This is a genomic window from Paracoccus sp. PAMC 22219 (genome assembly GCF_000787695.1).
GTDB lineage: Bacteria > Pseudomonadota > Alphaproteobacteria > Rhodobacterales > Rhodobacteraceae > Paracoccus.
Genome location: NZ_BBPH01000053.1, coordinates 1 through 13,650 on the forward strand (window position 1 = coordinate 1; position 13,650 = coordinate 13,650).

Here is a 13,650-nt window from a genome sequence, read left to right on the forward strand (position 1 = left end):
CCAGGACCGGTGTGCGGGGGGATGGCTCGGAGAGACATTCAACCGTGCAGCGCAGCCGGGCGCATCGCCCCGACCAGCTCGGGTGGAGGCCGGTCTTGCCGGCCGGAACCGGGGACGCGGCCCGAAGGGGACGCCCGGATCAACTACAGAAAAAGAGCAGAAACCTGCATCAACAGGCCAAGCGCAACGATGATGAGAACGGTCATCCAAAAGCCACCGCTGGAGCTATGACTTGTATCTTTAGACTTTTGACATTTCTCCAATAGGACCGTTCCACAAACGGAACAGCAGGATAAGACGTCTGATCTTGTAGAGCAAAATGGACAACAATATTTCATCTTAATATTCCTAGTAAGCTTAATTGAACCTAACCTTTTCCCAATATCTGTAGATCGAAAAACTGCAAAGATCAGTTCCAATGTCTTTGCCAATATAGTCGAGAGTGCGGGTGCAGTTTGGCACCTAGATCCTTAAAGCTACAGAATTATAGGGACTTAACGTCCTTCCATCAGTTCGATCCCATGCAGAGCTTCTTGCAGAGGTATATCCTTTAAAGTATATACGGATATACAGCAAAGGATAGAGCCATGACCATCCTTATCAAAGGCGATGAAATTGACGACCTCGTTGCGAAATATTGCGCGATAACAGGGGTTAAGAACAAGAGCGAAGCAGTCCGTCAGGCACTTGCTGCACAAATTTCTGCACTTTCCGCAAAAGAAAGCTTGGCTGACCGGATCGCCGCGATCCAGAGCCGCGCAGCGGCTTCTGGCATAGCGGCTGATGGCCGGGATGATAAGGCTTTCATGGATGCGATGTGGGGTGAAGACTGATGTTCATCGACGCAAGTGCGCTTGTAGCTGTCCTAAAGAGTGAACCCGAAGCGCCAGGGCTGATGAAGGCGATGGAGGCGGCGCGGGGAAAGCTCCGCATTTCCCCTATCGTTCGCTTGGAGGCTACGCTTGCCCTTGCCAGAACGCGGCGGGACGCGCGAAGCGCGGGCCCGGCGACAACTGAAGACTTCCAGATCGCTTCCGATCTGGTCAACGACCTGCTCGACGCCATCCAGGCGCAGGAAATGATGATTTCGTCCAACATGGGCCGCGCAGCCATCGAGGCGCTTGGCACCTATGGAAAGCTCGTCGGGCATCCGGCACAGCTTAACATGGGAGATGCGCTGTCGTACGCCTGCGCGAAGTCGCATCATGTCCCTTTGCTCTACAAGGGCAGCGACTTTTCACAGACAGATCTTGCTTGACGCAACTAGAGACTAGAACGGCCCTATGAAAGTCACTCACACTGAAACCATGTTCACGATGACCGGCAAGTATTGGTCAGGGACGTACCCCCTTAGCGACCTTCCCAAGTGGCTTGGTTTTTATCAGCGTTTGCGAAGTGATTTCCTGAAATCGGGTGGGTCATATGATAGATGCATCCAAGAATTAGAAGCCCTCTCCCTACGCGCGGCTGAGACTATGCCGCTGACCTGACTATTGCGCCCCTGCACGGGCAGGCTCGGAACGAGACAAGCGGGCAGGACCAGGCGCAAAGGAAGGGCAGGGGCATAGGCTCGGGGCGCAGGCCGGCCCTTGCCGGCCAAGCCTAGAGCGCGGCCCGAATGGGACGCCCGGATCAGTTAAAGGAGAAGAGCAGAACCATGCAAAATCCAGCAAGCATCCAAACGGCCGTTCAGAAGCTACCGCTCAATTTTTCATGTTTAGAAGATCATTGATTTACTTTATAAGCCCCAAGAGCCTAATTTATAACATACAATTACATGCACAGCACAAGACTTAGTACTGCAGATTTATGCGCACATACTGCATGCAAGTTTGTTATGTACATCTTATTTAGCGAAGACGGTTACTAGCCCCACCAAACTTGATGACACAAAAGCGTTCTAACCAATGATAGCAAAACTTGAAAAGTGTGGTACACTAGATTCGTTTAATTACATGGTGCAATAATGAGCATATCGCCGTACTTTGTGTTTGTTCTAGCTCATTCTGCGATCATTTTTTTTCCCTCTGCCGGATGGGCAGATGTAGTTGCAGCTACAGCAATGTCTAATTCATCTGAAGCAGATGCTATGGCTGCTGCGAAGAATGCTGCGATTAGTGCTGCGCACTTCGCTGCTTCGCCATGGGGGGCTGATGTCCAGAATGTGGTGGTTGATGGATGTTCCCAGTCAGATACCTGGTGGACATGCGCTGCAACTGCTTACTACGAAAAGAAAGAAAATATATTAGACGATTAGATTGAAAATTAATAATTTAATGGGCGATTCTTTAAATTAAATACCAATATTATCCTGCATTATTCCCAATAGGCATTAAACTTGCATATTTACCTACGGCATTATAAATGTTCAGTTTTTTATTGGGAGGTAGGTACAGCAAATGATGCCATGGACATATAACGTCATAAAAATTATGACTTGCACTACCTTTTTAATCTGTGGTTGCGAGGAACTCACAGAAGAAGACAAAGAAGGTTTCACACAGCTAGCAGCTATCGCCATTATTGCTGCAGCAGGCGGAACCGATGAACAATATGGGGTAGATAACAACGCAGGTGTGATTCAGTCTACAAATCCTTACGAGAACCCTTATTCTTTAGAGGGCGCACGCCTTCGAAAAGAAGCACGGATTAGCTGTCTTGCAGGTGCCATTGATGACAACGATTATTGGAAAAAGGAAAATGCCTGTGATGAAACGATTCACATCGCGTATTGCTTTGAAGACACCGCAATCAACAGCTGCGATAGCGATATTCCAGCTAGACAAGCCGTAATTAGTGGTGGAAGTTTTTCATATCCTAAGTCTTTGACACTAGGAAGAGTTTTCACCTGTATTTCTCCCTTCAAGCCGACTTGGCCCGATTACGATGAAGACTACTCATGTGTTTTTTCGAGTTAGAATTTTACCCAGTTCTCATGGTGTGACTGCTTCTTTATACCTTTAGTGTCGGAAGCTCACTTATCCTTGTTGTGTAGCGTGGCGATCGGTGATCTGCCTTCGTCGCCCAAGATCGACTGACCCCCTCACGCGCCAGCACCATCGTCTTCTTGCCGAAGCGATCATTGATCGCATCAAGCGCATCCGTCAGGCGCGCGTCGCGAGGTCGATCCGGTGGAAACAGCATGGCAGGCTGGTCAGCCTCGGCCAACAGGTCATCGAGGATGATCCCGGCCTTGGTATAGCCGTAGCCATTCCCTGACGGATCACCCTTCCAGCCCCTCCGCGCAGCCGCCACGGCGGCATCCACCAGGTCGAACGTATGGTTGGACATGGGTCGCAGGCGGATGCTGCGCGAGAACGAATGGCGCGGTCTGTCGGGCTTGTGCGGGTTGGTGTGGTAGAAAACCGTCATCGTGCCCGCCACCAAGCCGTGCTGGCGCAGCTTCTCGGCCGCCCGGGTGGCGTGGGCGCTGATAGCTTGGGCCAGCGTGTCGAAGCTGGTCATGGGCGTGCCCGCGGAGCGAGTGACGGCCATGCCCTTGCGCTGCGGGGGCACGTCCTCAAAATCAACGCAGGACACACCGCGCAGCTCGGCCACCAGGCGTTCTAGGACAACCGTGCCGATCTTGCGGCCAAGGGCCAAAGGCAGGTCGCGCAGCTCGGCGGCAGAGTTGATCCCCTGGGCCTTCAGCTTGGCCTCTGTCGCTGACCCAACGCCCCAAATTTCTCCGATGGGAATGCGGCGCATCACATAGTCCCGGACGTCCTGGTCCATGAGATTGCAGACCCCAGAAAAAAGCGGGTTCTTCTTGGCGGCATAGTTCGCCAGCTTGGCAAGCGTCTTGGTGGGCGCGATGCCCACGCAGGTCGGAATGCCCGTCTCGGTTCTGACCGCATCCCTCATTTGGGCGGCATGGGCTTCCATGCGATCCCCGAAGCCTGCGAGGTCAACGAACGTCTCGTCTATCGAATAGACGTCGAGGCGAGGGGAATAGCTGTGCAGGACCTCGACCACGCGGCGGCTGAGGTCGCCGTAAAGCGTGTAGTTCGAGGACAGCGCCTTTACCCCATGCCGCTTCATCAGGTCACGGATCTTGAAAACCGGATCGCCCATCTTGATCCCAAGGGCCTTGGCTTCATCGCTGCGGGCGACGGCGCAGCCGTCATTGTTCGACAGGACAATGACAGGGATGCCGCGCAACGACATATCAAACACGCGTTCGCAGCTGACGTAGAAGTTGTTGCAGTCGATCAGCGCAATGGGGCGGTCGGATTGCTCCACCGGGCCTGCCCTTATTCTATGGGCAGGCGGCGCACGACGCCGGCGACAACCCCCCATATCTCGGTCGTCTCCGTGACCGGGATTGTGGCATAGCCATCCGCACGGGCGCGCGGATCGAGAAACCAGACACCATCGCGCTTGGCGAGCTTCTTGACGGTAATCGCGCCATCGACCACCGCGACGACGATGCGGCCATGGCGGCGCTTGCCAGCACGATCCACAGCGATCAGGTCGCCGTCCAGGATGCCCTCTGCCTCCAGACTGTCGCCCGACACGCGCCACCAGAACGTGGCATGCTCATGCCGTACCACCCACTTGATCGGGTCGATCGTATCCTCAAGGTCATCCGCGGCGGGTGACGGAAAACCGGCCGGAACCGGCATGGATGCCAGGGGCACATGCCGGTCTACGAGCGTGATCTTGATAGGACTGAGGTGCAGGGTCATGACTATAAGAACAATACGGGAACACCAGCCATAACCCGAACCCCCCCTGCGGCGTCAAGCCGCTAACTGATTTAGGTGAAACGGGTGCCCAAGCTGCGACCAACTTAGTTGCGAGCCTGTTGCAGGGGGATGCCATCAAGCAAAGCCTGCCCTGCGGCCTTCGGGCTGCCGTCCCCGTTGACGTAGGCATAGAGGGTGGTGGTCGTGATCCCGAGGCGGCGCGCGACCTCTTTGGCAACAGCGTTGCGGTCGGACATGGCTGTCATTGCCATGCTCAAGGTCGTTCGATCCATCTTACGCGGGCGGCCTCCAAGCCGTCCACGCGCACGGGCGGCGGCGATCCCTGCTTGCGTCCGCTCTACGATCAGCTCCCGCTCAAACTCTGCAAATGCCGCGAAGATGCCGAACGCGAGCCTGCCGTTGGCGGTCGTCGTGTCGATCTGCGCGCCCGCACCGGCCAGAACCTTCAAGCCGACGCCCCGCTCTCTCAAGGCTTCGGCGGTCGTGACCAGGTGACGAAGATCGCGGCCAAGCCGATCCAGCTTCCAGATGACCAACGTGTTGCCCGGCTGGAGTGACTTGAGGCAGGCCAGCAGACCGGGGCGGGCATCGAGGCGACCAGAAGCCAGATCCTCATAAATCCGGTCCGGATCGACACCCGCCGCTAACAGTGCGTCGCGCTGTGGGCTGAGCGTTTGGGTGCCGTCCGATTTCGAGACTCTCATGTAGCCGATAAGCACCGCGCACCCCGCAAGAAAAGACTGCGCATACCCTGCAAGGTGCCATTGATTTCCGCAATGGGTTTTCTGGCGGATTAGTGGCGTTTGGCGGCCCTGTGACCTCATACAACGGTGGTCGCCAGAAAACCGACCGTATTTCTGACAGTAACAAGGTGCTCTTGTGGTGGGTTAACTATAAAACGAGCCGCGGCGTTGACATAACTGATGCATAGAAGGGATCCCGTAGATCTGATCTCTCGATACGGTCCTGTCTTGAAAAACGGTGTCCAGAAAGGAACTTGCGTCTTACCTTCACTGTTTGACCCATGTTACGTTTAAGAGCAGCGTACGCAAAAAGCAGTCCCACGCGGGCATAAAGGAAAGCGCCATGAACTCCATAATCTATATTGTCGGCCTTGTTGTCGTCGTTCTGTTTGTCCTGTCCTTCCTGGGTATGCGCTAACAAAAATGTAGACTACCATCCTGCGGTACTCGTGTTGCAGTTACGGCACCTCGGGGAGCAGGAAACGGTTAGTGAATCTAGCCGTAGCGCCCGTGAGGCAGGTTATTCCTACGCATCTCCTTTTTGAGCAGCGTACATTCCTGAGGTGACACTTCGGCCATCATTGCGGTGAATAATAGCGGCCATGGCGGACGCGCTTTGCCTAGATTTGATGACTACGTTCATCACTCTGCCACATTTCTACAAGGTCACCACGGGTCACCAGGCTAAGGCATGCCTGGCAAAACGCATCACCGCTGGTGACCCGTTTTCTTCAAATGTCAGGCCTTCAAGCTTTGCAAGATCACCCGCTACAGTTCTAGATAGATACGCATTCGTGTTCTTCGCCGTAAGGTACTGAACCAAAAGCTCCTAGGCTGATTAAAAGAAGTTTTCCTTATGGCCTTGTCGACCCTCAGAAACAGGATTCTTGAACCCTCGAGAGCGGTATAAAAAAAGAACGGACCGTCGCATCTCAGGACTATATCTCGTACCAGACCTTCCTGCCTTAATTAAGGTTACTGGAACATGGCGAGCCTTGTTTGGTTAACGTCCCAATACGCCTGTCGGCGCGCAGCAATTATGCGCGCCGCAACCAGACAAGGGAGATCTCAGATGACCATCAATGATCCGCACGTTAAGGAGACTGATACGTCCGAACAAAGCAGCATCAGATCCGAGGCTTCTGATCAAGCGTCGCGTCTGGCCGGTAGTGTCAAAGACGAAGTCACGCGTCGCGAACAGAACTTCCGTTCCGGTGTCGCGGACCGCGCCGAGAGCGTTGCCGAGGGCCTGCGCAAGGCCAAATCCGAGATCGATCCGGACTCGACCATCGCGGTCATGTTCGACCGCGCTGCCGACAGCGTCAGCGGGTTGGCCAACAGCCTGAATTCGACTGATCCTACGCAGATGCTGGGTGACGTGCGTCGCTTCGCCCGCAGCCAGCCGGGCGCCTTCCTCGGCCTGTCGGCCTTGGCGGGCTTTGCCGCCGTTCGCTTCCTGCGGGCAGGGTCCACGACCTCGACCTCGCCGGACCCGGTCAGGACCAGCAGCTACGGCACCTCTAGCATGACCCGACAGACCCCTTCCCAGGACCGCGCGTCAGTCAGTCCTGCCGGCGCCGCCAGCCTTCACCGGCCGGCCGGCAGTCCTGAAGGCGCCGATCAGGGCACGAGCGCCGGCACAGCCCCCCCAGTCTCGACCAGCTCTCCGACCCTTTCAGGCAACCGCAATATCGGGGCTTCGCATGACTGATCCAATCCGTTCGCAAAACCCCGCCTCGCTCGCAACTGAAGCGTTGCGCCTTTCGGGTGATCTTGTCCGCAAGGAGATCGCGCTCGCAAAGGCTGAGATGCGCCAGAACCTGAGCCATGCCGGCGCCGGACTTGGGATGATCGTTGCCGCGGCCGTTCTGGGCATCGTCACGTTGAATGTGCTGACCGTGGCGTTAGTCGCCGCTCTGGCAGAGACCGATCTCGGCCCGATCTGGAGTGCGGTGATCGTCGGGGTGATCCTGGCGATCCTGGCCTATGTATTGCTACGCAAAGGTATGGCCGACCTCAAACCTGAAAACCTCATGCCGACGCGCACGGTTGAAAATGTCCAGCGCGACGCGCACGCGGTGAAGGAAGCCTATCATGACGCATGATGCAAACAACCCGGACCACATCGAACGCGAAATCGAAAAGGACCGTGACGCGCTGCGCCGCACGCTGAACGATCTGCAGGACGAGCTGTCGCTCGACGGCCTGTCACGCCGTCTGACGAGCTCGGTTCGTCGGAACGGCGCGGATTGGGCAGACTCTGCCAGCGCTGCCGCTCGGGCCAATCCCGTTGCCTTGGGCCTGACCGGCATCGGGCTGGCCTGGATGATCTTCGGCCGCGGCCATGACCCGGTCCACGGCTTTGGCCAATCCTCTGCTGATCGTCGCACCGACGGCACAGCCATGGCCGCGGCTCGCATAGTGCCGGTCGCAGCTCGGGCACCCCGGGCGATGACCCAGGACCCTACCCCAGATTGGGCGACGGATCACCGCCCGACGAGGACCGGCCAATCTTTCGGCCCGACTTCTGGATCCAGCAAGGAGCACAGCATGATGGACAGGACAAAAGAGACCGCCAGCCACCTGCGCGACCGCGTGAGCGACGGCACAAGCGCTTTGGGCGATAGCGCGCGCCATTTCCGGGACCGTCTTGGAGAAGGGACCGAGGGCATGAGCGAGGAAGCCCGTCGCCGCATTGAGACAGCACGGCACAAGGCCTTGGATGCCAGCGAGGCGGCTAGCCGCCAGATGGCAAAGGCTAACCGGCAGGTTGCCCGCAGCTATGACAATGAACCGCTGCTGTTCGGGGCACTGGCATTGCTCGGCGGCGCGGCCTTGGGCGCACTGCTGCCCGGCACTCGGCGCGAGGACGAGTTGATGGGTGACTATCGCGACCAGTTGTTCGACGAGGCTGAAGCGGTCTACCAGGAGGAAAAGAGCCGCCTCGGTGATGCATTTTCCGCGGGCCTCGAGGAGGCCAAGTCCGCTGCGTCCAACGTGGTCGCCGCAGCCAAGGGTGAGCTAACCGACGACCAATCGAAAACGGCCTCCTCCGGCTCCGAATTGTCTCAAGCAAACGCCGCTTCCGGAGTGACCGGTACTACTGGCACGGCTGGAATAGCGAAGACTTCGGGATCATCAGGACCGTCGACGGTCTGAGGCGACAGGGTCAGCATCTCTAAATAGCCCCGCATTTGCGGGGCTATCTCTATCAGGGGCTTTAGCCATCGAGTTGACCTGCCACTGATCTTTCATCCGACTACGACCGGAGCCCGGTAATGGTTTACGCCAGTTGGCGCGGGTTGAGCAATCGCCCGGCGCGCGGAACCCTCATCGCGTGCAGCGGGTCGGGCGGTTGCGGTGGTCAGGTGCAGGGCGAAGCGTGCGGGGGGTGGTTGTTGGTCCAACAGCCACATTAGCCGGCGGATACGTCCTTTTCCGGAAAGGCCCTTTGCCGGATGGGGGTATCCTCAACATCCGGATTGGTGACGGCATGGTCTATCCATTGGCTGACGACCTCGTGGCAGCTGGAGTGCCCATCATATTCGCGAGTAGCGAGAACAGGTCCTCTATACCCGACAGATACGCGTCAGTCCCACTTTTTGGCAAGCAAATCAACATGATGTCGATGGCCGGGGAACTGTTTCCGACCCGCTAAAACCTCTAGTGTAAATTGAAATCGCGCCGCACCGCGCTATCTTCTTTGTCCGTGGTATGCGGGTGCCCAGGATTCTTCTGAGCAATGAAGTCCAACGTATAGCACGTGCCCGGTTTCGTATCCTGCCACTGCGAGCGACCGCCCAGCTGACTTGTCATCCCGGCGATCAGTGTCATGCCAAGCTAGTGGCACTCGCCGCATCGAAATTCGGCGGCAGGCCTTGCCCTTGGTCGCAGACCATCAATCTTAGCTGGCCATGCTCAATGGGTCGGATCGTGATGTGAACGTCGCCCCCTCCCTCCGGGTAAGCGTACTTGAACGCATTTGTCACCAACTCGTTTACCAGCAAAGCCAGCGGCACCGCCTGATCCGTCGCCAGCGTGACTTGCGCAAAATCACAGCTCAGCGTCTGACCCGGAGCGGCCGATGCGCCAAGCTGGTCGCATAACCCGTCCATGAACGGGGCAAGGTCGACCATGTGGACCTCGTTTGCACGCCAGAGCCGGTCATGCATCTGCGCAATGATCAGGATGCGGCCGCGGGCGTCGTCCAGAATCTGATGCATAGTCGGGTCGGACACCTTGTTCTTCTGCATTCTCAGCAAACCTGCGACCATGGCGAGGCTGTTCTTGACCCGGTGGCTGATTTCATGCGTCAGAATTTCTTGATAAGCCAAAGCCTCCTGCAACCGTGTCTCGCTGGCCCGCAAGGCTTCTTCGACCCTCTGCCGCTCAAGCGCCGCACCGAGTAGGTTGGCAGACCCCTGCATGAACACCAGATCGGCTTCGGTGAACCGCCCCACATTGGGGCTATCCACTTCCAGCACGCCATAGCGTTCTCCATTCCCTTGGATGAGCACGTTGATAGCCCGCTTGATTCCATGCTCTGCCAATATGGCAGGGGTGCGAAACCGAGTTTCCTCCCCCAGGTGGTTGGAGATGACGAGTTTGCCGGTCTGGAACGCGTAGCCGGCGGGACTTGCCGCATCAGCACCCACCCGTGCATGGCCCACCACACCGGCCTTCCATCCAACGCCTGCCCTGACAATGAACCTTTCCTCGTCAGGCAGGTATTCCAGCACCTTGCAAAACTCACTGTTGAGGCCGAGCGCGCAGACCCTGGTAGCTTCCTGAAGCAGTTCTGAAACGTCATGGACTCCTAGCGCATGCTGCCCGTACTCAGCGATGAGCAGTTGCTGCCGGAGGCGATAGGCCAGCTCCTCGGCGGCACTCCCGCCCTCTTCAGCTGCGACAGCCGCGGCGGCCATGTGATCGTCGTCCATAGCTTGTCCTTTCTCCGTCCTAGCCTGACATGCTTTACGTTCTACAAAGAACAGGCGCGTTACAGTAGGTGGCGGATGGCGAAGTTCATACGCCAGCGCAATGCGTCAGGGCATAACACCGCCTTCTGCGAATAGCTTTCTTTTCATTGTTCTTCCGTGTCTGCTCTACGTCAGAGCACCTCCGCTTATTCGCTGATATGAGGTTATCCCGAGCTGGCAGCGAATGGCCGTAAGGTTCCGCATAGCAGACAGATCATAGCGGTAAGCGAGCGGGCGAAATGAGAGACCTTTCGGCCATTCACTACGGCCATACTATGGCCACCCTGGGGGTCGCGCCGCACGAACAAAGGATGGAAAGCCACAAGCTACGTGGCTTTTCAAGAGGCCTTCTAAGTGTTCTTACTCAGGCGAGAAGCCCGGCAGACTTAAGAAATGCCACTGCCGTATCGATCCTCTCATCTAGCGTCGGGTGCAGCAAATCGGCATCGTCGGGCGGGTCTCCCAGCAGAGCGCGCATCTGGTGGGGGACGAAGACCATGTCGAGGAAGTTCCCTGCGATGACGCGCGCGGGATCCAGAGAGCCCGTGTCGTCAGGGTCGGCGATCGCGCGTGAGATCGTCTGAAGCGCAGCCTCGCGACCCATGCGGTCGACCTGGCGGACAAGGGCTCCATGTCGGGGCGCTTCGGCGATATAGAGGCGCATGAGGCCCAATGGCACCGGCTGCATGGCGCCATTGATCACCGCCCGCCCCACCTGGCGGAGCCGATCTTCCGGTGATGCTTCTGAGGCAAAACCTTTGATAGGCGGCATTGAGGCGGCGACGTTTGCCTGGATGACCGCGACGAAAAGCGCGGACTTGTCAGCATAGCGTGTATAGAGTGTCGGCTTGCTCACCGCGGCCGCCGTCGCGACAGCCGCGAGGCTGGTCGCGTCCACGCCGCGTTCGATGAAGAGCGCCGCGGCGGCAGACAGGATCCGTGCATCATTATCGGCCGCGCGCTCAAGCGAGGGCCGACCGCCGCGACTCTTGGCAGGCTTTCTTTCGCGCAACATTTCTAGGTCACCCTACTGGCTTAAGCGAATAAAATTTACGTATCCGTTTAGTTTATGTAGTGCGATGCTACATGCCCCCAGGTCACGCACACAAGAGCACCCATCATGTCCGACGCTGCCAGACCGTTCATCCTCGACATTCCTCAGGCCGATCTCAATGATCTTCATGTCCGCCTGTCCCGCTCTCGTTGGCCCGACCAAAGCCCCGTCGAGTACGGCCGCCAAGGTCCCCCGCTGGAAAAGCTGCGCGCCTTGGTCGCGCGCTGGCAAGACGGCTATGATTGGCGACGCTGCGAGGCCCTGCTGAACGGATGGGACCAGCACATCACCCAGATCGACGGCGTCGACATCCACTTCCTGCATATCCGCTCGGCGCATCCAGAGGCGATGCCACTTTTGCTGACGCATGGCTGGCCGGGCTCGGTCCTGGAGTTCCGGCATGTCATCGATCCACTGGTCAACCCGACGGCGCACGGCGGAACCGAAAGGGACGCGTTTCATCTTGTCATTCCGTCCATGCCCGGCTTCGGCTTTTCAGGCAAACCCACCGAGCCCGGCTGGAACCCGGCGCGCATTGCGGCCGCATGGGCGACCCTGATGGCGCGGCTCGGATATGACAAATGGGGCGCACAGGGTGGAGACTGGGGCGCGATGGTGACCATGATCCTTGGGCACATGGCGCCTGCGGGGCTTGCCGGTATCCACCTCAATTTTGTCCCGTTCCAGCCCAGCCAGGCCGAGATCGCGAATGCTGACGCCGAGGAACGGCAGATGCTGTCGGACGCTGCCCGTTACGACGCCGAATATTCCGCCTATATGAAGCTTCAAGGCACACGACCGCAGTCGGTGGCTTTCGCTCTTGCGGACACGCCCGTCGGCCTGGCGGCCTGGATCTATGCGCTGTTTCAAGATGTGTCCGATAGCGGCGGCGATCCCGAAAGTGTCTTCTCGCTGGATGAGATGATCGACGACATCATGCTCTATTGGCTGCCAAACGCAGGGCCCAGCTCGGCTCGGCTCTATTGGGAGGGGATGCAGGCCATGAGGCAGGTGGCATGCCGCGAGATACGATGAAGACCGCGACCGGCATCTCGATGTTCCGTGGTGAGCAGGTTCGCCTCTCGCGTCGTTGGGCAGAAGCGCGGTTCATCCGCCTCGTGCATTTCGCCGAGCACGACAGAGGCGGTCATTTCGCAGCTATGGAACGTCCTCAAACTCTCGTCGACGATCTGCGAGCGACGTTCAGGGGTTTGCGATAGGGGTCACTGACGAAGCGGAACAGTCCGGGGGCATGAGCACGGTAAAATAGCATCGGCTCAGACTGGAACACCGTCCGCTCTGGGCTACTTGCGCCGATGCCTTGGCGTCGCACTGGCGGCTGTGTTGCGGCAAAATAGACCTGTCACGGTTTGGTGCCGCCGCAGCCGCACCTGCCCCGGGTCGAACGGGTGATCGAGCCCGCCAGCATCCTATGCCCCTGCGGCTGTGGTGAGGTAGCCTGGATCGGGGTAAATACATCCGAGCGGCTTGACGTGATCCCGGCGCAGTCAGCAGACAACGGCAGTAGCTCCACTATCCCTGAAAACTGTCCAAGGATAGGGGAGTAGCTCAGTTCAGCGCAGTCACGCCCGCTGTAGGCGAGATGCCGACGGCTGATCGTAATCACATTGCAGGAAGCTTGAAGGGGATAACGTTTAGATCGTCCCTTGATGCCAATGCATCGCCAACGGCTTTCTCCAGCTCCGCCTGGAAGAAGGGCTTGTCCAGCTTGAACGCGATATTGGCATGATCCGCAGGGAGCTCTGCGTATCCGGTGGCAAGGATTATCGGCAGATTTGGCCGCCGAACCTGAATGGCTTCTGCAAGCTGCAAGCCGGTCATCCTGGGCATCGCTTGATCGGTGATCACAAGATCAACATCGCTGTTCTGGTCCAGGAGGCGGAGAGCGTCTTCTCCATTGTGTGCGGATAGGACCCGATGCCCCATGTCCTCAAGTAAAGCTTGAGTGTTCATCAGGACCAGAATGTCGTCGTCCACTGCCATGATAGTGGCTGGGGTCCGCGTTGTAGGTGCTGTTTCTGTAAATGCCTGTGTGGCCTCAGGGACTACAGGGGCCTCCGCGGCCCGAAGCATGATCGTTGCCTCGGTTCCCTTTCCCGGCACGCTGGTCAACGCGAGCTGGCCTTCCGATTGAGCGGCAAAGC

The 13,650-nt window shown here is 57.8% G+C and carries 14 protein-coding genes and 1 pseudogene; 8 read left to right on the forward strand and 7 right to left on the reverse strand.

All coding sequences use genetic code 11. From position 1 onward, the window contains the following. Window positions 1-587: 587 nt before the first annotated feature. The 4 genes from TY51_RS06990 to TY51_RS21785 all read left to right on the forward strand — a co-directional run bounded on the left by TY51_RS06990 (window position 588) and on the right by TY51_RS21785 (window position 2,918). A complete protein-coding gene (locus TY51_RS06990) occupies window positions 588-833 on the forward strand; it encodes a type II toxin-antitoxin system VapB family antitoxin (protein ID WP_042247589.1) in 246 nt (81 codons plus the stop codon). After that, window positions 833-1,258: a type II toxin-antitoxin system VapC family toxin gene (locus tag TY51_RS06995; RefSeq protein WP_042247591.1), complete on the forward strand. Its 426-nt coding sequence runs from the start codon at window positions 833-835 to the stop codon at window positions 1,256-1,258. The genes TY51_RS06990 and TY51_RS06995 overlap by 1 nt, the downstream gene beginning before the upstream one ends. Window positions 1,259-1,966: 708 nt before the next feature. After that, entirely contained in the window at window positions 1,967-2,257 is a 291-nt protein-coding gene (locus tag TY51_RS21780; RefSeq protein WP_156117924.1) for a hypothetical protein, read from the forward strand. A 142-nt stretch (window positions 2,258-2,399) separates the two neighbouring features. Next, window positions 2,400-2,918 (forward strand): hypothetical protein, encoded by a 519-nt coding sequence (locus tag TY51_RS21785; protein ID WP_197054683.1) that lies wholly within the window; start codon window positions 2,400-2,402, stop codon window positions 2,916-2,918. 34 nt (window positions 2,919-2,952) lie between these two features. Here the strand turns inward: TY51_RS21785 and TY51_RS07000 are convergent, their stop codons facing one another. The 3 genes from TY51_RS07000 to TY51_RS07010 all read right to left on the reverse strand — a co-directional run bounded on the left by TY51_RS07000 (window position 2,953) and on the right by TY51_RS07010 (window position 5,428). Beyond that, window positions 2,953-4,242, reverse strand: coding sequence for a Y-family DNA polymerase (locus TY51_RS07000; RefSeq protein WP_042247593.1), 1,290 nt, complete (start codon window positions 4,240-4,242; stop codon window positions 2,953-2,955). 11 nt (window positions 4,243-4,253) lie between these two features. Beyond that, the gene (locus tag TY51_RS07005) at window positions 4,254-4,688 is read right to left on the reverse strand and encodes a LexA family transcriptional regulator (RefSeq protein ID WP_127899570.1); all 435 of its coding nucleotides are present in this window, start codon (window positions 4,686-4,688) and stop codon (window positions 4,254-4,256) included. Between the two features lie 104 nt (window positions 4,689-4,792). After that, window positions 4,793-5,428 (reverse strand): recombinase family protein, encoded by a 636-nt coding sequence (locus TY51_RS07010; protein WP_042247594.1) that lies wholly within the window; start codon window positions 5,426-5,428, stop codon window positions 4,793-4,795. 1,096 nt (window positions 5,429-6,524) lie between these two features. On the opposite strand from TY51_RS07010, the gene TY51_RS20185 reads away from it, so the two are divergent. From TY51_RS20185 to TY51_RS07025, 3 genes are read left to right on the forward strand one after another with little or no spacing between them, the layout of a single operon-like run. Beyond that, window positions 6,525-7,163, forward strand: a complete 639-nt coding sequence (locus TY51_RS20185) for a hypothetical protein (RefSeq protein ID WP_052649899.1) — start codon at window positions 6,525-6,527, stop codon at window positions 7,161-7,163. Further along, complete coding sequence (locus tag TY51_RS07020; RefSeq protein ID WP_042247595.1) at window positions 7,156-7,557, forward strand: phage holin family protein; 402 nt, start codon at window positions 7,156-7,158, stop codon at window positions 7,555-7,557. The genes TY51_RS20185 and TY51_RS07020 overlap by 8 nt, the downstream gene beginning before the upstream one ends. Then, window positions 7,547-8,611 (forward strand): DUF3618 domain-containing protein, encoded by a 1,065-nt coding sequence (locus TY51_RS07025; protein ID WP_042247597.1) that lies wholly within the window; start codon window positions 7,547-7,549, stop codon window positions 8,609-8,611. Before TY51_RS07020 ends, TY51_RS07025 begins: the two co-directional genes overlap by 11 nt. Before the next feature lie 92 nt (window positions 8,612-8,703). On the opposite strand, the pseudogene TY51_RS21795 reads toward TY51_RS07025, so the two are convergent. The 3 genes and pseudogenes from TY51_RS21795 to TY51_RS07040 form a co-directional block, all read right to left on the reverse strand. Next, window positions 8,704-8,859, reverse strand: a pseudogene (locus tag TY51_RS21795) (IS3 family transposase); the annotation flags it as partial. 423 nt (window positions 8,860-9,282) lie between these two features. Next, entirely contained in the window at window positions 9,283-10,392 is a 1,110-nt protein-coding gene (locus TY51_RS07035; protein ID WP_197054684.1) for a sensor histidine kinase, read from the reverse strand. A gap of 403 nt (window positions 10,393-10,795) precedes the next feature. Next, window positions 10,796-11,446 (reverse strand): TetR/AcrR family transcriptional regulator, encoded by a 651-nt coding sequence (locus TY51_RS07040; RefSeq protein WP_042247600.1) that lies wholly within the window; start codon window positions 11,444-11,446, stop codon window positions 10,796-10,798. A gap of 105 nt (window positions 11,447-11,551) precedes the next feature. Between TY51_RS07040 and TY51_RS07045 the strand changes: the two genes are divergently transcribed. Further along, entirely contained in the window at window positions 11,552-12,520 is a 969-nt protein-coding gene (locus TY51_RS07045; protein WP_197054685.1) for an epoxide hydrolase family protein, read from the forward strand. 588 nt (window positions 12,521-13,108) lie between these two features. Here the strand turns inward: TY51_RS07045 and TY51_RS07050 are convergent. Beyond that, window positions 13,109-13,650 (reverse strand): response regulator (locus tag TY51_RS07050; RefSeq protein ID WP_231558947.1); only part of this gene is annotated, 542 nt, incomplete at its 5' end.